The organism is Streptomyces vietnamensis, from assembly GCF_000830005.1.
GTDB lineage: Bacteria > Actinomycetota > Actinomycetes > Streptomycetales > Streptomycetaceae > Streptomyces > Streptomyces vietnamensis.
This window is the reverse complement of record NZ_CP010407.1, coordinates 3,206,381-3,227,909: the sequence shown is the minus strand read 5'-3', so window position 1 is coordinate 3,227,909 and position 21,529 is coordinate 3,206,381. Positions and strand designations below refer to the sequence as shown.

26 protein-coding genes, 1 tRNA gene and 1 riboswitch are annotated in these 21,529 nt (G+C 69.9%); of the genes, 18 read left to right on the top strand and 9 right to left on the bottom strand.

Annotation, left to right across the window (positions count from 1 at the left end):
• The first annotated feature begins 48 nt into the window (after window positions 1-48).
• On the top strand, window positions 49-360 hold the full coding sequence (locus SVTN_RS14300; RefSeq protein WP_041129441.1) for a hypothetical protein: 312 nt from the start codon (window positions 49-51) through the stop codon (window positions 358-360).
• Window positions 361-470: 110 nt separating this feature from the next.
• Here SVTN_RS14300 and SVTN_RS14295 read toward each other — a convergent pair whose 3' ends face one another.
• Window positions 471-1,070, bottom strand: coding sequence for a nicotinamidase (locus tag SVTN_RS14295; RefSeq protein ID WP_041129440.1), 600 nt, complete (start codon window positions 1,068-1,070; stop codon window positions 471-473).
• 113 nt (window positions 1,071-1,183) lie between these two features.
• Window positions 1,184-2,512: a nicotinate phosphoribosyltransferase gene (locus SVTN_RS14290; protein WP_174518258.1), complete on the bottom strand. Its 1,329-nt coding sequence runs from the start codon at window positions 2,510-2,512 to the stop codon at window positions 1,184-1,186.
• Between the two features lie 113 nt (window positions 2,513-2,625).
• On the opposite strand from SVTN_RS14290, the gene clpS reads away from it, so the two are divergent.
• The 7 genes from clpS to SVTN_RS14260 all read left to right on the top strand — a co-directional run bounded on the left by clpS (window position 2,626) and on the right by SVTN_RS14260 (window position 7,401).
• Window positions 2,626-2,931, top strand: coding sequence for an ATP-dependent Clp protease adapter ClpS (gene clpS, locus SVTN_RS14285; protein ID WP_041129438.1), 306 nt, complete (start codon window positions 2,626-2,628; stop codon window positions 2,929-2,931).
• A complete protein-coding gene (locus SVTN_RS14280; protein ID WP_041129437.1) occupies window positions 2,931-3,515 on the top strand; it encodes a DUF2017 domain-containing protein in 585 nt (194 codons plus the stop codon). Before clpS ends, SVTN_RS14280 begins: the two co-directional genes overlap by 1 nt.
• Before the next feature lie 322 nt (window positions 3,516-3,837).
• Entirely contained in the window at window positions 3,838-5,274 is a 1,437-nt protein-coding gene (locus SVTN_RS14275; RefSeq protein ID WP_041129436.1) for an amino acid permease, read from the top strand.
• A gap of 84 nt (window positions 5,275-5,358) precedes the next feature.
• Window positions 5,359-5,784, top strand: a complete 426-nt coding sequence (locus SVTN_RS14270; protein ID WP_041129435.1) for a M67 family metallopeptidase — start codon at window positions 5,359-5,361, stop codon at window positions 5,782-5,784.
• Between the two features lie 148 nt (window positions 5,785-5,932).
• Window positions 5,933-6,061 carry a putative leader peptide gene (locus tag SVTN_RS46140; protein WP_281192756.1) on the top strand — a complete coding sequence of 43 codons (129 nt, stop codon included), beginning with the start codon at window positions 5,933-5,935 and terminating at the stop codon, window positions 6,059-6,061.
• A 105-nt stretch (window positions 6,062-6,166) separates the two neighbouring features.
• Window positions 6,167-6,445 carry a MoaD/ThiS family protein gene (locus tag SVTN_RS14265; RefSeq protein WP_041129434.1) on the top strand — a complete coding sequence of 93 codons (279 nt, stop codon included), beginning with the start codon at window positions 6,167-6,169 and terminating at the stop codon, window positions 6,443-6,445.
• A gap of 5 nt (window positions 6,446-6,450) precedes the next feature.
• Entirely contained in the window at window positions 6,451-7,401 is a 951-nt protein-coding gene (locus SVTN_RS14260; RefSeq protein ID WP_041129433.1) for a PLP-dependent cysteine synthase family protein, read from the top strand.
• 156 nt (window positions 7,402-7,557) lie between these two features.
• Here the strand turns inward: SVTN_RS14260 and SVTN_RS14255 are convergent, their stop codons facing one another.
• Entirely contained in the window at window positions 7,558-8,043 is a 486-nt protein-coding gene (locus SVTN_RS14255; protein WP_041129432.1) for a type II toxin-antitoxin system PemK/MazF family toxin, read from the bottom strand.
• 202 nt (window positions 8,044-8,245) lie between these two features.
• Here SVTN_RS14255 and SVTN_RS14250 point away from each other — a divergent pair, with 202 nt between their 5' ends.
• Window positions 8,246-9,001, top strand: coding sequence for an MBL fold metallo-hydrolase (locus SVTN_RS14250; RefSeq protein WP_041129431.1), 756 nt, complete (start codon window positions 8,246-8,248; stop codon window positions 8,999-9,001).
• Between the two features lie 123 nt (window positions 9,002-9,124).
• Here SVTN_RS14250 and SVTN_RS14245 read toward each other — a convergent pair whose 3' ends face one another.
• On the bottom strand, window positions 9,125-10,390 hold the full coding sequence (locus SVTN_RS14245; RefSeq protein ID WP_041129430.1) for a PTS transporter subunit EIIC: 1,266 nt from the start codon (window positions 10,388-10,390) through the stop codon (window positions 9,125-9,127).
• Between the two features lie 288 nt (window positions 10,391-10,678).
• Window positions 10,679-11,998 carry a PTS transporter subunit EIIC gene (locus tag SVTN_RS14240; RefSeq protein WP_041129429.1) on the bottom strand — a complete coding sequence of 440 codons (1,320 nt, stop codon included), beginning with the start codon at window positions 11,996-11,998 and terminating at the stop codon, window positions 10,679-10,681.
• A 213-nt stretch (window positions 11,999-12,211) separates the two neighbouring features.
• Here SVTN_RS14240 and SVTN_RS14235 point away from each other — a divergent pair, with 213 nt between their 5' ends.
• The 4 genes from SVTN_RS14235 to rdgB all read left to right on the top strand — a co-directional run bounded on the left by SVTN_RS14235 (window position 12,212) and on the right by rdgB (window position 14,346).
• Window positions 12,212-12,445 carry a PTS sugar transporter subunit IIB gene (locus SVTN_RS14235; protein ID WP_041129428.1) on the top strand — a complete coding sequence of 78 codons (234 nt, stop codon included), beginning with the start codon at window positions 12,212-12,214 and terminating at the stop codon, window positions 12,443-12,445.
• Window positions 12,446-12,529: 84 nt separating this feature from the next.
• Window positions 12,530-13,261 carry a ribonuclease PH gene (gene rph / locus SVTN_RS14230; protein ID WP_041129427.1) on the top strand — a complete coding sequence of 244 codons (732 nt, stop codon included), beginning with the start codon at window positions 12,530-12,532 and terminating at the stop codon, window positions 13,259-13,261.
• Between the two features lie 82 nt (window positions 13,262-13,343).
• Window positions 13,344-13,730, top strand: a complete 387-nt coding sequence (locus SVTN_RS14225) for a hypothetical protein (protein WP_041129426.1) — start codon at window positions 13,344-13,346, stop codon at window positions 13,728-13,730.
• Between the two features lie 7 nt (window positions 13,731-13,737).
• The gene (rdgB, locus tag SVTN_RS14220) at window positions 13,738-14,346 is read left to right on the top strand and encodes an RdgB/HAM1 family non-canonical purine NTP pyrophosphatase (protein ID WP_041129425.1); all 609 of its coding nucleotides are present in this window, start codon (window positions 13,738-13,740) and stop codon (window positions 14,344-14,346) included.
• A gap of 63 nt (window positions 14,347-14,409) precedes the next feature.
• Here the strand turns inward: rdgB and SVTN_RS14215 are convergent.
• From SVTN_RS14215 to bcp, 3 genes are all read right to left on the bottom strand, one after another.
• A tRNA-Leu gene (locus SVTN_RS14215) sits at window positions 14,410-14,492 on the bottom strand.
• A gap of 50 nt (window positions 14,493-14,542) precedes the next feature.
• Window positions 14,543-15,553, bottom strand: coding sequence for an HNH endonuclease (locus tag SVTN_RS14210; protein WP_052499109.1), 1,011 nt, complete (start codon window positions 15,551-15,553; stop codon window positions 14,543-14,545).
• 148 nt (window positions 15,554-15,701) lie between these two features.
• The gene (gene bcp / locus SVTN_RS14205; protein ID WP_041129424.1) at window positions 15,702-16,169 is read right to left on the bottom strand and encodes a thioredoxin-dependent thiol peroxidase; all 468 of its coding nucleotides are present in this window, start codon (window positions 16,167-16,169) and stop codon (window positions 15,702-15,704) included.
• Between the two features lie 126 nt (window positions 16,170-16,295).
• Here bcp and SVTN_RS14200 point away from each other — a divergent pair, with 126 nt between their 5' ends.
• The 3 genes from SVTN_RS14200 to SVTN_RS14190 all read left to right on the top strand — a co-directional run bounded on the left by SVTN_RS14200 (window position 16,296) and on the right by SVTN_RS14190 (window position 17,472).
• The gene (locus SVTN_RS14200; protein WP_041129423.1) at window positions 16,296-16,616 is read left to right on the top strand and encodes a DUF3618 domain-containing protein; all 321 of its coding nucleotides are present in this window, start codon (window positions 16,296-16,298) and stop codon (window positions 16,614-16,616) included.
• Window positions 16,617-16,662: 46 nt separating this feature from the next.
• Window positions 16,663-17,001 carry a GroES family chaperonin gene (locus tag SVTN_RS14195; protein ID WP_030554720.1) on the top strand — a complete coding sequence of 113 codons (339 nt, stop codon included), beginning with the start codon at window positions 16,663-16,665 and terminating at the stop codon, window positions 16,999-17,001.
• Window positions 17,002-17,057: 56 nt separating this feature from the next.
• Window positions 17,058-17,119, top strand: a riboswitch (guanidine-III (ykkC-III) riboswitch).
• A gap of 32 nt (window positions 17,120-17,151) precedes the next feature.
• Window positions 17,152-17,472, top strand: coding sequence for a DMT family transporter (locus SVTN_RS14190; RefSeq protein WP_041129422.1), 321 nt, complete (start codon window positions 17,152-17,154; stop codon window positions 17,470-17,472).
• Here SVTN_RS14190 and SVTN_RS14185 read toward each other — a convergent pair.
• Entirely contained in the window at window positions 17,450-19,750 is a 2,301-nt protein-coding gene (locus tag SVTN_RS14185; protein ID WP_078908346.1) for a transglycosylase domain-containing protein, read from the bottom strand. The genes SVTN_RS14190 and SVTN_RS14185 overlap by 23 nt on opposite strands.
• Window positions 19,751-19,899: 149 nt before the next feature.
• On the opposite strand from SVTN_RS14185, the gene SVTN_RS14180 reads away from it, so the two are divergent.
• Window positions 19,900-20,703: an ABC transporter permease gene (locus SVTN_RS14180; RefSeq protein WP_041133883.1), complete on the top strand. Its 804-nt coding sequence runs from the start codon at window positions 19,900-19,902 to the stop codon at window positions 20,701-20,703.
• A 43-nt stretch (window positions 20,704-20,746) separates the two neighbouring features.
• Window positions 20,747-21,523, top strand: a complete 777-nt coding sequence (locus tag SVTN_RS43210) for an ABC transporter permease (protein WP_052499108.1) — start codon at window positions 20,747-20,749, stop codon at window positions 21,521-21,523.
• Window positions 21,524-21,529: the final 6 nt, after the last annotated feature.

Sequence of the window (21,529 nt, the reverse complement as noted above, 5' to 3'; positions counted from 1 at the left end):
CTGACACAAGTCTTATTGACATCTGATCCACGGGGGAGTGGTTCCGCTATGCCCAACGGAGGGTTCTGCAAGCTGCCGGGAGGCAGCGTGGTCGTCGCCATAGGGCTCCCCAGCCCTGCCGGCGACGGCGCCACCGTCCGCTTCCTGGTCCACGCCGCCAACCGAGCCCGCGCCCTGACCCGGCTGCGGAACCTGGGGCTGCGGGCGGTCTACCTCCGCGGCAACAGCGAGCCGCCCACCCCGGACGAGATCACCGCGGTCCTGCACCACCCGGAGGGCCTCCTGTGGAGATCCACACCGGGCGCCGCCCAGGAACTCTGGCACCCGGCGGGCTCCCTCCCGAAGGCGCCGGCCGCGTAGGCCTCAGGTCCCTCCCGAAGGAGCTGGCGGCGTAGGCGCCGGACGCCGACGAGCCGGCCGCACAGGCCTCGGGTCCCTCCCGAAGGAGTGGGCCGCACAGGCCTCGGACCTCAGGCCACCACCGGCTTGCCCGTCAGCTCCACGCCCGCCGTCCGGAGCTCCTCCAGGGCCCGGTCCGTCGTCTCCTTGGCCACGCCGGCCGTCAGCTCCAGCAGGACGTGGGTCCGGAAGCCCTCCCGCGCCGCGTCCAGGGCCGTCGCCCGGACGCAGTGGTCGGTGGCGATGCCGACCACGTCGACCTCGGTGACGTGCCGCGCGCGCAGCCACTCCGCGAGCGTCACGCCGTTCTCGTCGTACCCCTCGAAGCCGCTGTACGCCGCGGAGTACGCGCCCTTGTCGAAGACGGCGTCGATCGCCCCGCTGGCGACGGCGGGCGCGAAGTTCGGGTGGAAGCCGACGCCCTCCGTCCCGGCCACGCAGTGCACCGGCCAGGAGGACACGTAGTCGGGCTCCTCGCCGGCCGGGGCGAAGTGCGCGCCCGGGTCGACGTGGTGGTCGCGGGTGGCGACGACGTGCCGGTAGGAGGTGCCCCCCGTCTGGCCGACCAGGTCGGTGATGGCGGCGGCGACGTCCGCACCGCCGGTCACCGCGAGGCTGCCGCCCTCGCAGAAGTCGTTCTGAACGTCCACAACGATCAATGCGCGGTGCATGGCGGGTGTCCTTAGCGCGTCGGGGAGGGGCGGGTCCGTGGGGCGGGTCCGTGGGGTGGGTTCGAGCCTAGAGACTTCCCCCTCCCACGGGGAGGGGGAAGCGCCGGGCAGTGCTACGCGTACTCCGTCGGCAGGACCGGCTCGCCCCGCGACAGCTGGATCGCCGACATCGGCAGCCCCGCGCGGGCCGCGATGTGCCGCGACCTGGCGGCCTCCAGGGGCTCCCGGGCCACCACGTCGCCGCCCTTGACCAGCTCGACGAGCAGCTGGTGGCCGGCGAGCTCCGGCGGGACCGGTCCGGTGCCCACGACCTCCGCCTCCGCGACCCCGGCCGCGTCGGGCCGGCGGGCCGCCCACTTGCGGCCGCCGACGGAGGCCTTGCCGCCCAGCGACTTCTTGGCCACCGGCACCAGGGGCGCCTTCGGATCGGCCGAGGCGGCCCGGGCGACCAGCTTGTAGACCATGGAGCAGGTCGGGTGGCCGCTGCCGGTGACCAGCTGCGTGCCCACCCCGTACGCGTCGACAGGGGCCGCCGCGAGCGAGGCGATGGCGTACTCGTCGAGGTCCGAGGTGACCACGATCTTGGTGTCCCGGGCGCCCAGCTCGTCGAGCTGAGCCCGCACCCGGTGCGCGACGAGCAGCAGGTCGCCGGAGTCGATCCGTACGGCCCCGAGCTCGGGCCCGGCGACCTCGACGGCGGTGCGGACGGCCTCGGCCACGTCGTACGTGTCGACGAGCAGGGTCGTGCCGCGCCCGAGGGTCTCCACCTGGGCCCGGAAGGCGTCCTTCTCGCTGTCGTGGAGCAGGGTGAAGGCGTGGGCGGAGGTGCCGACGGTCGGGATGCCGTAGCGGAAGCCGGCCGCGAGGTCCGAGGTGGCCTCGAAGCCGCCGACGTACGCGGCGCGGGAGGCGGCGACGGCCGCGAGCTCGTGGGTGCGGCGGGCGCCCATCTCGATCAGGCGCCGCCCGCCGGCCGCGGCCGACATGCGGGAGGCGGCGGCCGCGATGGCCGAGTCGTGGTTGAGGATCGAGAGGATCACGGTCTCCAGGAGCACGCACTCCGCGAAGGAGCCCTCGACGCGCAGCACGGGGGAGCCGGGGAAGTACACCTCGCCCTCGGGGTAGCCCCAGATGTCGCCGGAGAAGCGGTAGCCGGCCAGCCACTGCAGGGTCGGCTCGTCGACGATGGCGCGTTCCCGCAGGAAGCCCAGGACGGCGGGGTCGAACCGGAAGTTCTCGACGGCGTCCAGGACCCGGCCGACGCCCGCGAGGACGCCGTAGCGGCGCCCCTCGGGCAGCCGCCGGGTGAAGACCTCGAAGACGGAGCGACGGTCGGCGGTGCCGGCCCGCAGGGCCGCCTGGAGCATGGTCAGCTCGTACTGATCGGTGAAGAGCGCGGTCGACGGCACGTCCACCGGCAGCCCAAGGTCCGCAGCGTTCATGTCAGCGATGCTAGCGCAGAAATCGTCAGAGTGACGAATAGTGCGGCGGACCGGGTGACGGAGAGGGTGACCCGTTTGTGCGCGGGAGGGTCTTGGGTGACAACATGGGGTGAGTGAGCGTCGCGCCTATTGAGATCGAACGTACGGAATCGGCCGAGGAGGTCTCCGCGGTCGTCGAACCCGACGTGCCCTGGGTGACCCTCGTGCACAACGATCCGGTCAACCTGATGAGCTATGTGGAGTACGTCTTCCAGTCGTACTTCGGATACTCCAAGGACAAGGCGCACAAGCTGATGCTCGACGTGCACAACAAGGGCCGCGCGGTGGTCTCCAGCGGCACCCGCGAGGAGATGGAACGGGACGTGCAGGCGATGCACGGCTACGGCCTGTGGGCGACCCTCTCCCAGGACCGCTTCTGATGGCCGGCCACTTCGAGGCCCTGCCCGGCGGCGGCGCGGCCGTCGCGCTCGACGACGTCGAGATCTCCATCCTCCGCTCCCTCGCCGTCCAGCTCATGGAGCTGATCGGCCCGGGCGACGAGCCCGCCGCCGACGCGGACCCGCTGGCCGCGCTCTTCGCCGAGGGGCCCAGCGAGCCGCCGTCCGACCCCGCCCTCCGGCGCCTCTTCCCCGACGCGTACGGGGACGACAGCGAGGAGCTGCGGGCGGCCGCCTCCGACTTCCGCCGCTACACCGAGAACGACCTGCGGGCCCGCAAGCGCGAGGACGCCCTCGTGGTCGTGCGCGCCCTGGACTCCCTGTCCGCCGAGGCGGCGGGGGAGGGCGGCGCGGTCCTGAAGCTCACCCCGGACGAGTCCCGGGCCTGGCTCGGCGCGCTCAACGACCTCCGGCTGACCATCGGGACCCGCCTCGAGGTCACGGACGACGAGCAGAGCGAGGAGCTGTACCGGCTGCCGGACTCCGATCCGCGCAAGCCGATGGTGATGGCGTACCTCTGGCTGGGGGCGCTCCAGGAGTCCCTCGTCGCGACCCTGATGCCGTAGCGGCACCCCCGCGCCACGGCCTGTTCGCTCAGCGGACGCTCAAATCCGGATAACGAATGCGTTATCAGAGCGTCCGCTTGGCCATCTTGTGTGCCCTTTGTCCGCATTTATTTGTGGCGTGCGCCACACGCAACTCCGTCGATCACCCCTCACCCCGTGATAAATCTTCACGACCACTCGGGCAACGCCACCCCTGTTCCCGAGGGCGCTTGGGCCGGCTGACCGCCGGTAGCACTCCATCCACATCCGGGGGGATCAGGATCTGATCCGCAGCAGACGCACTCGCAGTCGCGCGGATCAGCATGGAGAAAGGCGCACCACCATGACCTCAGTGCAGGTCGACAAGCAGCACGACGGCAATGAGGCCGCGGACTCCGCCTCGGGCGAGGGTTACCACCGGGCACTCGGCGCCCGCCAGATCCAGATGATCGCGATCGGCGGCGCCATCGGCACCGGGCTCTTCCTCGGCGCGGGCAAGGGCATCTCCATCGCGGGACCCAGCCTGATCCTCGCGTACGCCGTCGCGGGCCTCGTCATCTTCTTCATCATGCGGGCGCTCGGCGAGCTCCTCATGTACCGCCCCGTGTCGGGCTCCTTCTCGGAGTACGCACGGGAGTTCATCGGCCCGTTCGCGGGCTTCGCGACCGGCTGGACGTACTGGCTCTTCTGGGTCGTCACCGGCATCACCGAGGTCACCGCCGCGGCGACCTACATGACGTACTGGTGGGCCATCCCGCAGTGGCTGTCCGCCCTCGTCTTCACCGTGATCCTGTACGCCGCCAACCTGATCTCCGTGAAGCTCTTCGGTGAGCTGGAGTTCTGGTTCTCCATGGTCAAGGTCACCGCGATCGTCGGCATGATCCTGATCTGCGCCGGCATCCTCACCCTCGGCTTCTCCGACGCCGGAGACACCGCCTCCCTCACCCACCTGTGGGACCTCGGCGGCTTCTTCGCCGGCGACGACGGCATCTTCTCGACCCTGATGACCCTCCAGATGGTCATGTTCGCCTTCCTCGCGGTCGAGCTGGTCGGCGTGACGGCGGGCGAGTCGAAGGACCCGAAGACGGTCCTGCCGAAGGCCATCAACACCGTGCCGTGGCGCATCGCCGTCTTCTACGTCGGCGCGCTGATCATGATCCTGTCGGTCGTCCCGTGGACCGCCTTCCACCCGGGCGTCTCCCCGTTCGTCGAGGCCTTCGAGCGGATGGGCCTCGGCATCGGCGCCGCCATCGTCAACTTCGTCGTCCTCACGGCGGCCCTGTCCTCCTGCAACTCGGGCATGTACTCCACCGGCCGCATGCTGCGCGACCTCGCGCTCAACGGCCAGGGCCCGAAGGTCTTCACCAAGCTGACGAAGTCCGGCACCCCGCTGGTCGGCACCACCGTCTCGGCCGCGCTGATGCTGGTCGGCGTCGGGATCAACTACCAGTGGCCCGGCGACGCCTTCAACTACGTCGTCTCCTTCGCCACCATCTCCGGCATGTGGGCCTGGATCGTCATCCTCTTCTGCCAGATCCGCTACCGCCTCAAGGCCGACCGCGGCGAGCTGCCCCAGTCCTCCTTCAAGGCCCCGGGCGGCATCTGGTTCAGCGTCTTCTCGCTCGCCTTCATCGGCATGGTGATCGTGACCATGGGCATGGACAAGGACAACCGGGTCGCGCTGTACGGCGCACCGGTCTGGGGCCTGATCCTCGCCGTCTCCTACCTGGTCCTCAAGGCCCGCAACCCGCAGGGTGCGGCCTTCGCCAAGCGCTCCTGACGCTCTGACCTGCCAGGTCTCACCATTCGGGCCGTTCCGTACCATCCACCGGTACGGGGCGGCCCGTCTGCTTATCCTGTCGGCATGCTGACCATCACCCGGGCCCTGTACGACCAGATCGTGGAGCACTCCCGAGCGGACCACCCCGACGAGGCCTGCGGCGTCGTAGCCGGGCCGGTCGGCGAAGGCCGCCCCGAGCGCTTCATCCCGATGCTGAACGCGGCGCGCTCGCCCACGTTCTACGAGTTCGACTCCGCGGACCTGCTGAAGCTCTACCGCGAGATGGACGACCGGGACGAGGAGCCCGTGATCATCTACCACTCGCACACTGCGACCGAGGCCTACCCGTCCCGCACGGACATCTCGTACGCCAACGAGCCGCAGGCCCACTACGTCCTCGTCTCCACCGCCGACACCGACGACGCCGGCCCCTTCCAGTTCCGCTCCTTCACGATCGTCGAAGGGGTCGTCGAGGAGGAAGAGGTCAAGATCGTCGAGGCCTACGAGTAGTCCCCGCCGGGGGTGGCCGTTCCGCTCCGGCGCAACGGCCACCCCCGACCAGGCGCTCTCCCCGCAGAAGTCCGCCAGTCGGTCGGCAATCATCCATCATGTGAGATCACATTCCGGAACCCGGACCGGGAATCGATACGATGAGCCCATGGTTTCCCACGACGTGAGCGAAGAGACTCCGAGCACCCTCCTGCTCGTGGCACGCCTGCACGTCGACCTGTGCCGCCTGACCAGCGCGATCTGTACCACGCGCCGTACCGCACGCGCCGCGCTCTGAGCCCTGCGCTCCGAGCGACCGGCCGAGCGCCCCCACCGTACGACCCCCTCCGCGCGGGGCCACAGAAGCGCGCCCATCACGCCACTTCCGACAGGAGCCCACGCCATGGCCATCGAGGTCCGCATCCCGACCATCCTCCGCACCTACACCGACGGCGAGAAGGCCGTGCAGGGCAACGGCGAGACCCTCGCCGAGCTCTTCGCCGACCTGGAGACCCGCCACGCCGGGATCGAGGCCCGCATCGTGGACGGCGGCAAGCTCCGCCGCTTCGTCAACGTCTACCTCAACGACGAGGACGTCCGCTTCCTCGACGGCATCGACACCAAGCTCGCCGACGGCGACAACGTCACGATCCTGCCGGCCGTCGCCGGCGGCATGGTCTGATCCACATGCGTTACGACTCCTCGCTGGCCGCGGTCGGCAACACGCCGCTGGTTCGCCTCCCCCGGCTCTCGCCCTCGGACGACGTCCGCATCTGGGCGAAGCTGGAGGACCGCAACCCCACCGGCTCGGTCAAGGACCGCCCCGCGCTCCACATGATCGAGCAGGCGGAGAAGGACGGCCGCCTCACCCCCGGCTGCACCATCCTGGAGCCGACCAGCGGCAACACCGGCATCTCCCTCGCCATGGCCGCCAAGCTCAAGGGCTACCGCATCGTCTGCGTCATGCCCGAGAACACCAGCGAGGAGCGCCGCCAGCTGCTCGCCATGTGGGGTGCCGAGATCATCTCGTCCCCCGCGGCCGGCGGCTCGAACACTGCGGTACGCGTCGCCAAGGAGCTCTCCGCCGAGAACCCCTCCTGGGTGATGCTCTACCAGTACGGCAACCCGGACAACGCCGGCGCGCACTACGCCACCACCGGCCCCGAGATCCTCGCCGACCTCCCCTCCATCACCCACTTCGTGGCCGGCCTCGGCACCACGGGCACGCTGATGGGCGTCGGCCGGTACCTGCGCGAGCACAAGCCCGACGTCAAGATCGTCGCCGCCGAGCCGCGCTACGACGACCTCGTCTACGGCCTGCGCAACCTCGACGAGGGCTTCGTCCCCGAGCTGTACGACGCCTCCGTCCTCACCACCCGCTTCTCCGTCGGCTCCGCCGACGCGGTCACCCGCACCCGCGAACTCCTCCAGCAGGAGGGCATCTTCGCGGGCGTCTCCACCGGCGCCGCCCTCCACGCGGCCATCGGCGTGGGCAACAAGGCCCTCAAGGCCGGCGAATCGGCCGACATCGCCTTCGTGGTGGCAGACGGCGGCTGGAAGTACCTGTCGACGGGCCTCTACACGGCCAAGACGACGGAAGAAGCAATCGAAGCGGTCCAGGGCCAGCTCTGGGCGTAGTGCCCCGTGTGGGCAATCGTCCCGCCTTCGTTGTGGGCAATCGTTCCGCTGGGGCGGAACGGGTGGGCACAACGGACGGCGCCCCTTGCCGGGCCTAGGCTCCCGCGCCTGAACCCGCACCCGCAGGCCCCGCACCCGGCGGCGGCCCCGCACAAGCTAACGCGCAAGATGGCGGACCTGGTCCCACACAACCGGGTCCGCCTCCCCCACCCGCCGCCGAAAGTCCGCAACCGGCACCTCCCGCAGCTCATCCGTCTCCAGGAAGCTCGGCCGCCCCTGCGCATCGCCCACCGCCCCCGGCGGCAGCGCGATCACCCCCGGCCGCTCGTCGTGGTACTTGCTGGTGATCTTGGCGACGAGCGCGCTGTCCCCCCGTACCACGAGCACCAGGCAGGGCCGGTCCTTCGACCCGGGCCCGTCCTCGAAGGGCACGTCCGCCCACCAGATCTCCGCCGCCCTCGGCGCCCGGCCCGGTCGCGCGGGGGCCCTCCGGGGCCCGGCCGGACCGCGAGGAGGCCGCGTCCGCCCCGCCGGCCTCCGGGGCGCCGGCCGCCGCGACGACCGCCTCCACCCATCGGCGAGCGCCACCACCAGCGCGATCACCACGACCGCGACCAGCGCGGGCCACCACGACGTGTCCATACCTCAAGAAGGTACCGGCGCGCGCCCCACCCCGCCGCCGCGCTCCGCCATCCATCCGAACCGGTGACAGAGCCCGTGAGTTCGCCCACAACGGGCCACCACGAAGGAGCGACAGGCCCGCGTGCGCCTTACGCTCGACAGACCGCACAGCCTCCCCTCCCTCAGCGCGCTTCCCGCACCCGTCCACGGAGGTTCACGCTCCATGAAGCTCACCGTCGTCGGCTGCTCCGGGTCGTTCCCGTCCGCGGAATCGGCCTGTTCGAGCTACCTCGTCGAGGCCGACGGCTTCCGGCTGCTCCTCGACATGGGCAACGGCGCCCTGGGCGAGCTGCAGCGCCACATCGGTCTGTACGACCTCGACGCGATCTTCCTCAGCCACCTCCACGCCGACCACTGCATCGATATGTGCGGGTACTTCGTCGCCCGCTACTACCGGCACGAGGGCGGACGCTGCGACGCGATCCCCGTGTACGCCCCCGAGGGCGCCGAGCAGCGCCTGACCACGGCCTACGCGGACACCCCCTCGCCGTCCTCGATGAGCGAGGTCTTCGACTTCCGCACGCTGAAGTCGGGCGACAGCTTCGGGATCGGCCCGTTCTCGGTCCGTACGGAGAGGGTGTGCCACCCGGTCGAGGCGTACGGCATCCGGGTCGAGCACGGCGGCCGTTCGCTCACGTACTCCGGGGACACCGGGGTCTGCGAGGCGCTGCACGACCTCGCCGACGGCGCCGACCTCTTCCTCTGCGAGGCCTCCTTTACCCACGGCAAGGAGGACGTCCCGGACCTCCACCTCAACGGCCGCGAGGCCGGCGCGCACGCCACCCGGGCGGGGGTGGGACGGCTGGTCCTCACCCACATCCCGCCGTGGACGGACGGCGAGCTGAACCTGGCGGACGCGCGCGAGGTGTACAAGGGCCCGTCGGAGCTGGCGCGGTCGGGCGCGGTGTACGAGATCTGAGCACGCGTACGGACGCTCCGAGCGCGCGTACGGACACGGGGAAGGCCCCGGAACCCATCAGGGTTCCGGGGCCTTCCGCCGTACCAGCTCGTACCAGCTCGTACCGGCTCGTACGGGCGAGGCTCACGCCTTGGTGAGGTCCTCGATCTCCTCCTCGGGCTCGCGGCCCGGGGTGGGGAGGTTGAACTTGGTGATCGCGAAGCGGAAGACCACGTAGTAGATCGCCGCGAAGACGAGGCCGATCGGGATGATCATCCACGGCTTGGTCGCGAGGTTCCAGTTGAGCAGGTAGTCGATGCCGCCGGCGGAGAAGGTGAAGCCCGCGTGGACGCCGAAGGCCCAGGTGACGGCCATGGAGACGGCGGTCAGGACCGCGTGGATCGCGTACAGGACCGGCGCGATGAACATGAACGTGAACTCGATCGGCTCGGTGATACCGGTGACGAAGGAGGTCAGCGCGAGGGAGACCATCATGCCCATGACGGCCTTGCGGCGCTCGGGGCGGGCGGCGTGGGCGATGGCGATCGCGGCGGCCGGGAGGCCGAACATCATGATCGGGAAGAAGCCCGACATGAAGATTCCGGCGCTCGGGTCACCGGCGAAGAAGCGGTTGAGGTCACCGTGGACGACCTCGCCGGCGGCGTTGGTGAAGTCACCGATCTGGAACCAGGAGACGGTGTTCACGAACTGGTGCATGCCGACCGGGATCAGCGCGCGGTTGATGAGGCCGAAGAGGCCGGCGCCACCGGCGCCGAGGCCGGTCATCCACTCGCCGAAGCTGGAGATGCCCTCGCCGATCGGCTCCCAGACCAGGCCGAAGACGACGCCGACGGCGGTGCCGACGAAGGCCATGATGATCGGGACGAGACGGCGGCCGTTGAAGAAGCCGAGCCAGTCGACCAGCTTGGTGCGGTGGAACCGCTGCCACAGGACGGCCGAGAGCAGACCCATCAGGATGCCGCCGAGGACGCCCGGGTTGTTGTACGTCGCGGCGACGTCGACACCCTTGTTGGCGGTCGTGTTGACGACGGCCTCGGTGATCGGGAAGGCCTTCAGCACGTTGCTGTAGACCAGGAAGCCGACGAGCGCGGCCAGGGCGGTGGAGCCGTCCGCCTTCTTGGCGAAGCCGATGGCGACGCCGATGCAGAAGAGCAGGGGCAGGTTGTCGAAGACCGCGCCGCCGGCGGTGGCGAAGACGGACGCGACCTTGTCCCAGCCGAGACCGTCCTTGCCGAACACATCGGCCTGGCCGAGACGGAGCAAGATACCCGCGGCCGGCAGCACGGCGATCGGCAGCTGCAGGCTGCGACCGACCTTCTGCAGGCCCTGGAACAGGCCGGATCCGCGCTTCTTCGCGGGAGCGGCGGCCTGGGCGGTGGCCGTACTCATCAACTTCCTCCAGTAAGGCAAGGCGCCGCCCGGGACAGGGAACACGGGGGGAGGCGACGTCTCGTGGAACGCGGTGGTCTGGACCGCGTGGTCTACACCAATGAGTGGTGTAGACCAGTTTTAGCACGTGAGACTTAGATAAGGAACCTGCGAATTCTGTGTGCGCAGCCATAGCCGGAGATGAACGACAAAAGGCCCCCGGACGGTCAGGTCCGGGGGCCTTCGACGGGCCTTACGAGGGGGGCGAAAGCCCTGAAAGCGGTCAGGTCTCGCCGGGTGATCGCGGGGTCACTTGACGTTCTCCCGCTCGATCTCCTCCTCGACCTCCTCCGGCTCGCGCCCCGGCGTCGGGAGGTCGAACCTGGTGATCGCGAACCGGAAGATCACGTAGTACACGACCGCGAACCCCAGGCCGATCGGAATGATCAGCCACGGCTTCGTCGCGAGGTTCCAGTTGATCACGTAGTCGATCAGGCCGGCCGAGAAGCTGAAGCCGTCGTGGACGCCGAGCGCCCAGGTCAGCGCCATCGACACACCGGTCAGCACGGCGTGGATCGCGTACAGCAGCGGCGCGATGAACAGGAACGAGTACTCGATCGGCTCGGTGATGCCGGTGACGAACGAGGTCAGGGCGACCGAGAGCATCATGCCGCCGACCGCCTTGCGCCGGTGCGGCCTCGCGCAGTGCGTGATCGCGAGCGCCGCCGCCGGCAGCGCGAACATCATGATCGGGAAGAAGCCCGTCAGGAACTGGCCGGCGTTCGGGTCGCCCGCGAGGAACATCGGGATGTCGCCGTGCACCACCGTGCCGTCCGGCTTGGTGTACGAGCCGAACTGGAACCAGATGGGCACGTTCAGGAACTGGTGCAGGCCGATGACGAGCAGCGCGCGGTTGGCGACGCCGAAGATGCCCGAACCCCAGGCGCCGAGACCGACCAGCCAGTCGCTGAAGTTCTCCAGGGCGTCACCGATCGGCGGCCAGATCCACAGGCAGATCGCGGCGAACGCGATCGCCACGAACGTCATGATGATCGGCACGAGCCGGCGGCCGTTGAAGAAGCCCAGCCAGTCGACGAGCTTCGTCCGGTGGTACCGCTGCCAGAACCAGGCGGCCATCAGGCCCATGAGGATGCCGCCGAAGACGCCGGGGTTCTGGTACGTGTACCCGGTGAAGACCTGTTCGGGCGAGATGCAGCCGCCCTTGATGTCCACCGTGCCCGCCGGACAGTCCTTCGGGAACTGGTGCAGCACGTTGTAGTAGACGAGGAAGCCGACCACGGCCGCGAGCGCGGTCGAGCCGTCCGCCTTCTTCGCCATGCCGATCGAGACACCGATGCAGAACAGCAGGGGCAGACCGAGACTGCCGTCGAGCAGCGCACCACCGGCGCCCGCCATCACCTTCGCGACGTTGTCCCAGCCCAGGCCGTCGGCGCCGAAGACGTCCGGCTGCCCCAGGCGGTTGATGATGCCCGCGGCCGGGAGGACGGCGATCGGGAGCTGGAGGCTGCGGCCCATCTTCTGGAGACCCTGGAAGAACCCGCCCCAGGACACGGCCTTCTTCGGTTTCGGTCCCGGTTTCGGTGCCGCCGCGGGGCTGTCGGTACTCATCGGCGTCCTCCCTGCCCGGAACACCCCGGGCACGCATCTCGTTGCACACTGGTGTAGACCAGTTGCGGTAGGCTCCGGGAGCCCGCTGAGGACAGGCCGCCGGTGATCGTCATCATTCGACAGAACGGCCGCACTCGCTCGCAAAGTTGGGCCAACCGTGGGTTACCGTGACAAAGCGGACCGTCGGTACGCAGAACGGACAGGGAGAAACACATGGCCAGCAAGGCTGAGAAGATCGTCGCCGGGCTCGGCGGCATCGACAACATCGAAGAGGTCGAAGGCTGCATCACCCGCCTGCGCACCGAGGTCGTGGACCCCGCCCTCGTCGACGAGGCCGCCCTGAAGGCCGCCGGCGCCCACGGCGTCGTGAAGATGGGCACCGCCATCCAGGTCGTCATCGGCACCGACGCCGACCCGATCGCCGCGGAGATCGAAGACCTGATGTGAGCGTGAGCATTCCGCTCACTTCCTGAGGAGGGCCCGTTCCGGCAGGGGAACGGGCCCTCCGCCATGTCCGGCTAGGCTCGTGGCATGTCTCGCATCGACGGCCGTACCCCCGAACAGCTCCGCCCCGTCACCATCGAACGCGGCTGGAGCAAGCACGCCGAGGGCTCCGTCCTCATCTCCTTCGGCGACACCAAGGTCTTCTGCACCGCCTCCGTCACCGAAGGCGTCCCGCGCTGGCGCAAGGGCAGCGGCGAAGGCTGGGTCACCGGGGAGTACTCCATGCTCCCCCGCGCCACCAACACCCGCGGCGACCGCGAATCCGTCCGCGGCAAGATCGGCGGGCGCACCCACGAGATCTCCCGCCTCATCGGCCGCTCCCTCCGCGCCGTCATCGACTACAAGGCCCTCGGCGAGAACACCATCGTCCTCGACTGCGACGTCCTCCAGGCCGACGGCGGCACCCGCACGGCGGCCATCACCGGCGCGTACGTGGCGTTGGCCGACGCCATCGGCTGGGCCCAGCAGAAGAAGCTCGTGAAGGCCGGCCGCAAGCCCCTCACCGGCACCGTCGCCGCCGTCTCCGTCGGCATCGTCGACGGCGTCCCCCTCCTCGACCTCTGCTACGAGGAAGACGTCCGCGCCGACACCGACATGAACGTCGTCTGCACCGGCGACGGCCGCTTCGTCGAGGTCCAGGGCACCGCCGAGGCCGAGCCCTTCGACCGCAAGGAACTCAACGCCCTCCTCGACCTCGCCTCCGGCGGCTGCGCCGAACTCGCCGAGATCCAGCGCAAGGCCCTCGAAGGAACCCTCTGACACCTCGCTGCGTCCTGACGGGCGGGCACCCGGTACGATCCGGGCGCCCGCCCGTCCGCATGCACCTGGGGGAGGACCCGCCTTGAAGCCGAAGCGCCGTCTCGCACTCACCGTGGCCACGGCCGCCGCGCTCACCACCGTCCTGAGCGGCTGCGGAGCCCTCGACACGGCCATGGACTGCGTCAACACCGCCGACGCGATAGCCACGTCCGTCCAGAACCTTCAGCAGGCGGTCTCGAACGCCTCCAACGACGTGACGCAGATCGAGGAGTCCCTGAACTCGATCTCCACGGAACTCGGCAACATCAAGAACACGACGGACAACGCCGACCTGTCGAAGGCCGTCGACGACCTGACGAAGGGCGTGGACTCGGTCCGCACGGCGGTCAAGAACGGCGACAGCACCCCGGACATCACCCCGATCACGGACGCGGCGGGCGAAGTGGCGAAGGTTTGCACCCCGGGATAATCGGGGCATGACCCGACAGCGCCTGATCCTCGCCACCCGCAACGCGGGCAAGATCACCGAACTCCACGCGATCCTCGCCGACGCGGGCCTCGACCTCGAACTCGTCGGCGCGGACGCGTACCCCGACATCCCCGACGTCAAGGAAACGGGCGTCACCTTCGCCGAGAACGCGTTGCTGAAGGCCCACGCCCTGGCCCAGGCCACCGGCCTCCCGGCCGTCGCCGACGACTCGGGCCTCTGCGTCGACGTCCTCAACGGCGCCCCCGGCATCTTCTCGGCCCGCTGGGCAGGCACCCACGGCGACGACCGCGCCAACCTGAACCTCCTGCTGGCCCAGCTCTCGGACATCGCGGACGAACACAGAGGCGCTCACTTCGCCTGCGCGGCGGCCCTCGCCCTCCCGGACGGCACGGAGAGGGTCGTCGAAGGCCACATGCCGGGCACCCTCCGCCACGCCCCCGTCGGCACGAACGGCTTCGGCTACGACCCGATCCTCCAGCCGGAGGGCTACGAGGTGACGTGCGCGCAGCTGACGCCGGCGGAGAAGAACGCGATCAGCCACAGGGGCAAGGCGTTCAGGGCGCTGGTGCCGGTGGTGAAGGAACTGCTGGGCTGAGAGGCGTACGGCGAAGGCCTCATCCGTGCAAGTTTCGGATGAGGCCTTCGATTTAACGGTTTGTGCGGCCTGAGGGATTCGAACCCTCACGGGATTGCTCCCATCGCGCCCTAAACGCGAGGCGTCTGCCGTTCCGCCAAGGCCGCTAGCGCCTGCCATGCTAGCGGGCAGGCGGCCGGTGTGGGCGGGGATGTTGCTATGTCGACTGGCGACGCCTACCGCCTCGGCACCAAGTGGCGGTCATCGAGTGGCAGTTGGGGCACAGGTAGCGAAGGTTCTCCCGACGGTTGTCGAGCCAGTCCCCGTTGATGTGGTCGATCTGCAGAGTGATGGCCCCACCCCGCCACTTGCCCTCGTTCCCGCACTCGACGCAGCGGTACGGGACGCCCACCTCGGTGAGGGCGCGCTGGAGCCGGTCGCGGTTCTCGCGCGACGATCCTTCCGGGCGTACCCGGAAGACCGTGTCCGCGATGGTCTTCGGCGCTGTGACCCGAGCTGTGCCCCGCACTGTGCCCCATGTACGTCGCTTGAAGTGCGACGTGTCGAGCCCGAGCTCGGACACCCACCGCCGTACCCGGCGGTGGTTCTGGTCGGTCACGGGGAGGTCGAGCGCGCGCATCACGTCGGCGAAGCTGGTGGCGTCGGTCACCGCTGCTCGCAGACGGTCCTCCGGCACCCGGACGCGCCGGTGGGTGAAGTGGGAGATGTCGATTCCCCGCTCGTGGAGCATGTGCCTGAGCGCGGCGCGGGACCTGCCGTCATCGCCTACGCCCAGCAGGCGAGCCATTTCTCTGACGCTCCGTGTGGCCGCTGCGGCGCTCTTGAGCTCCTCCGTGGTGAACGGCAGGTCCGTGGTCGAGCGGTTCAGGCCGGGGAACCGGCTCACATCGATTCCGGCTGCTGCGATCCGTCGGCTGATGTGCGAGAGCGTTCCGGTCGCCGGGGGAACGCCGAGTCTCTGTGCGACCTCGCGGAGCGTCGTAGAGGCGGCGACCGCCTCGGCGATGGCGGTGTCCGTGTACTTGCGCCAGGGGCTCTGCTGCTTGAAGTGGCTGGTGTCGATGCCGTACTCGGCAACCTTCGCCTGAAGTGTCCGGCGTCGGCCGCCGCTCGCCCCCAATTGGAGCCGACGCATCAGGTCGGCCCACCCCTTTGATTCCGCCACGGCTGCGCTGAGCCGGTCCTTCGTGTACGGGCTCGTCCCCATCGGACCCCCTCCCCAGTACGGATCTCGTACGGGTTAACGAGTCGAATATCGGACGGTTACGCCATATCGCGTACTGTCGCGTGCGATAAACGGAACGGCCCGCACCGCCCGAAGTCGGGGGTGCGGGCCGTTCCGGAAAAGCGGGGGCTCAGACGCCCAGGTCCCTCATGATCTTGGCGACGTGGCCCGTGGCCTTCACGTTGTAGAAGGCGTGTTCCACCTTGCCGTCCTCGTCGACGACGACCGTCGAGCGGATCACGCCCGTCACGACCTTGCCGTACAGCTTCTTCTCGCCGAAGGCGCCGTACGCCTCCAGGGTCTCCTTCGACGGGTCGCCGACCAGCGTGACCTTCAGGTTCTCCTTCTCGCGGAACTTCGCCAGCTTCTCCGGCTTGTCCGGGGACACGCCGATGACGTCGTAGCCGGCGGAGGCCAGGACGTCGAGGTTGTCCGTGAAGTCGCACGCCTGCTTCGTGCAGCCGGGGGTCAGCGCCGCCGGGTAGAAGTAGACGATGACCTTGCGGCCCTTGTGGTCCGCGAGGGAGACCTCGTTGCCGTCCGCGTCGGGAAGGGTGAAGGCGGGGGCGGTGTCGCCGGGCTGCAGTCGCTCGCTCATGGCTGGCTCTCCTCGGGGTGTTCGCGTACGCGATAAAGAGCCTAATGGGGGTCTGGCGCGACCCGATCGCGCCGGAGCTGACAGACTGGCCGTCAACGACCGGAATACGACCACGGAGGCAGCGCGGTGTCGGAGGCCAGGACCCCTGCACAGATCGAGGCGGACATCGTCCGCCGGCGCGAGCAGCTCGCCGTCACTCTCGACGAGATCGGCATTCGGATGCACCCGAAGACGATCATCGGGGACGCCAAGGCCAGGGTCGCCTCGACGGTCGACCAGACGGCCGGGCGCGCCTTCGTCGCCGTCAACCGGGTCGTCTCGGACGTGAAGGCCCGCTTCACCCACGAGGACGGCGCGCCCCGTCTGGAGCGGGTCGTTCCGGCGGCCGTCGTGGCCCTCGCCGTCGTCGGGCTGATCGTTTCCTCCTCGCGGCGGCACAAGGCGTGAGCCTCCCCGGCTACGGGCGACACGCCCGGGCAGGTAAGTTCACAGGGTGAGCGAGAACACGCACGACAAGCTGCCCATCCGGATGCTCCACGACCGGGTCCTGGTCCGCACCGATTCCCCGGAGGGGGAGCGGCGTTCCGGCGGCGGCATCCTGATTCCGGCGACGGCCGCCGTGGGCCGTCGCCTGGCCTGGGCCGAGGTGGTCGCGGTCGGTCAGAACGTCCGTACCGTCGAGATCGGTGACCGGGTGCTGTACGACCCCGAGGACCGTGCCGAGGTCGAGGTGCGGGGTGTCGCGTACGTCCTGATGCGGGAGCGCGATCTGCACGCGGTGGCGGCGGACCGGTTCCAGGGGACGTCGGACTCGACGGGCCTGTACCTGTAGGCAGACGAGCGCGAAGGCCCTGGTGACCGGAGTCACCGGGGCCTTTGCCTGTTCTTTGCTAGCCTGGAGACACCCCGACGAGACGCGCCGTACCGGGTTGACGACAAGACGACGCACCCCTGTTGTTCCGTCTCGCGGAGGTGTCTCGTCATGGCCTGGGTTCTGCTGATCGTCGCCGGTCTGCTCGAGGTCGGCTGGTCCATCGGTATGAAGTACACGGACGGCTTCACCCGGCTCTGGCCCAGTGTCCTCACCGGCGCGGGGATCGTCGCCTCCATGATGCTGCTGTCGCAGGCGGCCAAGACGCTGCCGATCGGTACGGCGTACGGCGTGTGGGTCGGCATCGGTGCGGCCGGTGCGGCGGTGCTCGGCATGGTGGTGCTCGGTGAGCCGGCGACCGCCGCCCGGATCTTCTTCGTCTGTCTGCTGCTGGTCGCCGTGGTGGGGCTCAAGGCGACGAGCGGTCACTGACCCCGGGGGCCGCAGGGGCCGCAGGGGCCGCAGGGGTCACAGGAGGTACAGGGACCCCAGGGGCGCCAGGGGCCCCAGGGGCCCCGGAGGCCCCGGACGGCCGTACGGAGGGATGCGCGGCGCCCGGCCCGGCCTCGCCGGTCTCGCCCGCTTCGTACGAGCCCTCCGGCGCGCCCTCGGGCGAGCTCTCGGGCGAGCTCTCAGGCGAGCCCTCCGGCCCGTCCGGCACCGGCGGGACCGGTGGCGCCTCCGCCCCCGGCATCAGCCGGAGCTCGAAGTCGCGTGCGGGGACCCCGTCCAGTGCCTCGCGGGTGAACCGGCCCCAGATCTCGGCGGGCACCCCGCCGCCGTTCATGCGCGGCTGGCCGAGGGCGCCGTACAGCGATTCCTGGGCGCCCGATTCGGGGTCCTGGCCCATGACGGCGACGACGGTGGCGAGCTCGGGGGTGTAGCCGGCGAACCAGGCGGCCTTGTCGTCCTCCGCGGTGCCGGTCTTGCCGGCGGCCGGGCGTCCGGCGGCCTGTGCGGCCGTGCCGGTGCCGGTCTCGACGACGCTCCGCAGGATCGACGTGGTGGTGTCGGCGGCCTCGCGGCTCACGGCCTGTCGGCGGGGGACGCCGGGGAGGTCGAGTGCCTGGCCGTTCCGGCTGATCTCCTCGACGAGGGAGTACGTGCCGTTCCGGCCGTGCGCGGCGAGCGTCGCGTACGCGGAGGCCATGTCGAGGACGCTGGCGGTGGCGGAGCCGAGGGCGATGGAGGGGGAGGCGGTGAGGTCGGGGGTGGAGCCGGGCAGGCCGAGGGCGATCGCGGTGCGCCGTACGTGTGCGGGGCCGACGTCGACGGCCATCTGGGCGTACACGGTGTTCACGGACAGGCCGGTGGCGGCGCCGACGTTGATGTCGCCGTAGCTGGCCTCGTCCTCGTTGGCGGGGTCGTACGGGTCGCCGTTCCATCCCTCCACCGGGCGCCGGTTGGTGCCGTCGTAGACGGTGTACGGGGTGATGGGCCGGCCCTGCTGGGTCTGGGCGTCGTTCTGGACGGCGGCGGTGAAGACGAAGGGCTTGAAGGTGGAGCCGACCTGGTAGTCGCGGCGGGTGGCGTTGTTGACGTACTGCTGGGTGTAGTCGACGCCGCCGTACATGGCGAGGACCTTGCCGTTGGCGGGGTCGACGGCCGCGGCCCCGACCCGTACGTACCGGTCGGTGGGGGCGGTCGTCGGGTCGAGCCGGGAGACGACCCGCTCCTCGACGGCGTCGACGAGGGCCTCCTGTTTGGCGGGTTCCAGGGTGGTGGTGATGCGGAAGCCGCCGCCGGCGAGGGTCTTCTCGTCGACGATCCCGTGGTCGGTGAGGTACTGCTCGACGGCCTGGACGAGGTAGCCGCGCTGGCCGGAGAGGTTGGTCGCGGCGTGGGCGGTCTGGGGGGCGGGGAAGCGGGCGGTGGCGCGGGCGGCGGGGGAGAGCCAGCCTTCGGTGACCATGCCGTCGAGGACGTAGTGCCAGCGGGCGAGGGCCTTGGCCCGGTTCTCGGGGTGGGTGGTGACGTCGTAGGCGCTGGGGGCCTTGAGGAGGGAGGCGAGGTACGCGCCTTCGGCGGTGTCGAGGCGGTCGACGTCCTTGCCGTAGTAGGCGCGGGCGGCGGCCTGGATGCCGTAGGCGTTGCGGCCGAAGTAGCTGGTGTTCAGGTAGCCCTGGAGGATCTCCTCCTTGCTCTTCTCGCGGCCGAGTTTGAGCGCGATGAAGAACTCCTTGGCCTTGCGGGTGAGGGTCTGTTCCTGGCCCAGGTAGTAGTTCTTGACGTACTGCTGGGTGATGGTGGAGCCGGACTGGCGGCCCTTGCCGGTGACGGTGTTCCAGGCGGCGCGGACCATGGCCTTGGGGTCGACGGCGCGCGAGGTCTGGAAGTCGCGTTCCTCGGCGGCGAGGACGGCCCGGCGGACGGGGAGCGGGACCTGGTCGAGGGGGACGTTCTCGCGGTTGACCTCGCCGTCGCGGGCGAGGGGGGTGCCGTCCCGGTAGAGGTAGACGTTGGACTGGGCGACGGCGGCGGCGTTGGCGGGCGGGATCTCCACCAGGAGGTAGCCGGCGACGAAGGCGCCGGTGAGCAGGAGCGCGCCGAGGAGGAGGAGCCCGAGGAGGGTGCGGAGGACGCGGCGGGGGCGGCTTCGCGGTCGGTCGTCGGGTGGTCCGTCGTCGGGGTGTGGTGCGGGGAGGGTGGGGTCCCTCGGCTCCCAGTTCGTATCCGAGCTCGTACCACTCGTACCAGAGGAAGGGGACATGGCATCACATACTGCATGCAATCGGTGGAAACTCCCCGGAAATCTCCCAACCGACCCGAAGGTGGCGTGAAAACCGCTCGCGGCGCGCCGGGCGGAGCCACTAGGGTCGTGCGCTTCGCCGTCGTACGTACCGGAAAGGGCCCTTCATGCTGCGGCTGTACGCGATGGTGGCCGCGGGCGGTTTCCGGCGCTTCGCGACCTACCGGGTGGCCACGGCCGCGGGCGTCTTCACCAACAGCGTCTTCGGCTTCGTGCTCTCGTACACGTACATCGCCCTCTGGGACGAACGGCCGCGGCTCGGCGGCTACTCCATGGACGACGCCCTCGCCTACGTGTGGATCGGGCAGGCGCTGATCACGGTCTGCGGGCTGATGGGCGGCGGCTTCGAGGACGAGCTGATCGAGCGGATCAGGACCGGTGACATCGCGGTCGACCTCTACCGTCCCGCCGATCTCCAGGCCTGGTGGTTCTCGGCCAACGCCGGCCGCTCCGCGTACCAGCTGCTCGGCCGCGGGGTCGCCCCGATGGCGCTCGGGGCGCTGGTCTTCGACTTCACCCTGCCGTCGGGGCCGGGCAGGTGGCTCGCGTTCCTCCTTGCGGTGGCGCTGGGGTCGACGGTCGGCTTCGCGCTCTGGTACCTGGTGGCGATGAGCGCGTTCTGGCTGCTGGACGGCCAGGGGGTGGTGCAGGTGGCCTGGCTGGGCGGCCTGTTCTTCTCCGGGATGCTGCTCCCGCTGAACGTCTTCCCGGGCGCGCTCGGCGAGCTCGCGCGGATGCTGCCGTGGGCGTCGCTGCTGCAGGTGCCGGCCGATGTGTACCTGGGGAGGTACGGGACGGGCCGGGAGCTGGCGGGGGCGTACGCCTTCCAGGGCTGCTGGGCGCTGGTCCTGCTCGGCGCGGGGAGGGCGGCGCAGGCGGCGGCGACGCGGAAGGTGGTGGTGCAGGGTGGGTAGGTCACTGAGCTCGCCGCCGGCTGATTCGTGGCGCACGTACCGGATGGTGGCGGGCATGTGGATCCGGTCGACGATGACGTACCGCTCGTCCTTCGTCCTGACCCTCGTCACCAGCTTCTGCGTCACGTTCTTCGACTTCGTCGTGATCCTTCTGATGTTCGGTCAGGTGCGGGGGCTCGGCGGCTTCTCGTTCGCGGAGGTGGCCCTGCTGTACGGGACGGCGGGCACGTCGTTCGGGATCGCGGACCTGACGATGGGCTCGCTGCAGCGGATGGGGAAGCGGGTGAGGGACGGTTCGCTCGACACGTTCCTGATGCGTCCGGCGCCGCTGCTCGCGCAGGTGGCGGCGGACAAGTTCGCGCTGCGGAGGTTCGGCAGGGTGGCGCAGGGCCTGCTGGTCCTGGTCTGGAGTCTGGTTCTCCTGGACGTGGAGTGGACGCCGCTGAGGGCGGTGCTGCTGCCGGTGACGGTGGTGTGCGGGGCGGTGATCTTCGGTGCGGTGATGGTGGTGGGCGCGTCGGCCCTGTTCTGGATGCAGGACGCGGCGGAGGTCACGAACTCCTTCACGTACGGCGGGAACACCCTCCTCCAGTACCCGCCGACGATCTTCGCGCAGGAGCTGGTGCGGGGTGTCGTGTACGTCGTGCCGCTGGCGTTCGTGAGCTGGCTGCCCGCGCTTTACGTGCTCGGCCGGCCGGCTCCGGCGGGGGTGCCGGAGTGGGCGGCGTTCGCGTCGCCGCTGGTGGCGGCGGTGAGCTGCGGGGTGGCGGGGCTGGCGTGGCGGGCGGGGATCCGCTCGTACAGATCGACAGGAAGCTGAGCGACT

What these genes read in the sequence shown, in the direction of transcription:
- SVTN_RS14300 (WP_041129441.1), top strand. Translation starts at nt 49, where the DNA reads ATGCCCAACGGAGGGTTCTGCAAGCTGCCGGGAGGCAGCGTGGTCGTC.
- bcp (WP_041129424.1), bottom strand. Translation starts at nt 16,169, where the DNA reads ATGAGCGAGCGACTGCAGCCCGGCGACACCGCCCCCGCCTTCACCCTT.
- SVTN_RS14235 (WP_041129428.1), top strand. Translation starts at nt 12,212, where the DNA reads ATGGCCAGCAAGGCTGAGAAGATCGTCGCCGGGCTCGGCGGCATCGAC.
- SVTN_RS14250 (WP_041129431.1), top strand. Translation starts at nt 8,246, where the DNA reads ATGAAGCTCACCGTCGTCGGCTGCTCCGGGTCGTTCCCGTCCGCGGAA.
- SVTN_RS14210 (WP_052499109.1), bottom strand. Translation starts at nt 15,553, where the DNA reads ATGGGGACGAGCCCGTACACGAAGGACCGGCTCAGCGCAGCCGTGGCG.
- SVTN_RS46140 (WP_281192756.1), top strand. Translation starts at nt 5,933, where the DNA reads ATGGTTTCCCACGACGTGAGCGAAGAGACTCCGAGCACCCTCCTGCTC.
- SVTN_RS14265 (WP_041129434.1), top strand. Translation starts at nt 6,167, where the DNA reads ATGGCCATCGAGGTCCGCATCCCGACCATCCTCCGCACCTACACCGAC.
- SVTN_RS14270 (WP_041129435.1), top strand. Translation starts at nt 5,359, where the DNA reads ATGCTGACCATCACCCGGGCCCTGTACGACCAGATCGTGGAGCACTCC.
- SVTN_RS14245 (WP_041129430.1), bottom strand. Translation starts at nt 10,390, where the DNA reads ATGAGTACGGCCACCGCCCAGGCCGCCGCTCCCGCGAAGAAGCGCGGA.
- rdgB (WP_041129425.1), top strand. Translation starts at nt 13,738, where the DNA reads ATGACCCGACAGCGCCTGATCCTCGCCACCCGCAACGCGGGCAAGATC.
- SVTN_RS14280 (WP_041129437.1), top strand. Translation starts at nt 2,931, where the DNA reads ATGGCCGGCCACTTCGAGGCCCTGCCCGGCGGCGGCGCGGCCGTCGCG.
- SVTN_RS14240 (WP_041129429.1), bottom strand. Translation starts at nt 11,998, where the DNA reads ATGAGTACCGACAGCCCCGCGGCGGCACCGAAACCGGGACCGAAACCG.
- SVTN_RS43210 (WP_052499108.1), top strand. Translation starts at nt 20,747, where the DNA reads ATGGTGGCGGGCATGTGGATCCGGTCGACGATGACGTACCGCTCGTCC.
- SVTN_RS14290 (WP_174518258.1), bottom strand. Translation starts at nt 2,512, where the DNA reads ATGAACGCTGCGGACCTTGGGCTGCCGGTGGACGTGCCGTCGACCGCG.
- SVTN_RS14295 (WP_041129440.1), bottom strand. Translation starts at nt 1,070, where the DNA reads ATGCACCGCGCATTGATCGTTGTGGACGTTCAGAACGACTTCTGCGAG.
- rph (WP_041129427.1), top strand. Translation starts at nt 12,530, where the DNA reads ATGTCTCGCATCGACGGCCGTACCCCCGAACAGCTCCGCCCCGTCACC.
- SVTN_RS14255 (WP_041129432.1), bottom strand. Translation starts at nt 8,043, where the DNA reads ATGGACACGTCGTGGTGGCCCGCGCTGGTCGCGGTCGTGGTGATCGCG.
- SVTN_RS14185 (WP_078908346.1), bottom strand. Translation starts at nt 19,750, where the DNA reads ATGTCCCCTTCCTCTGGTACGAGTGGTACGAGCTCGGATACGAACTGG.
- SVTN_RS14190 (WP_041129422.1), top strand. Translation starts at nt 17,152, where the DNA reads ATGGCCTGGGTTCTGCTGATCGTCGCCGGTCTGCTCGAGGTCGGCTGG.
- SVTN_RS14260 (WP_041129433.1), top strand. Translation starts at nt 6,451, where the DNA reads ATGCGTTACGACTCCTCGCTGGCCGCGGTCGGCAACACGCCGCTGGTT.
- SVTN_RS14275 (WP_041129436.1), top strand. Translation starts at nt 3,838, where the DNA reads ATGACCTCAGTGCAGGTCGACAAGCAGCACGACGGCAATGAGGCCGCG.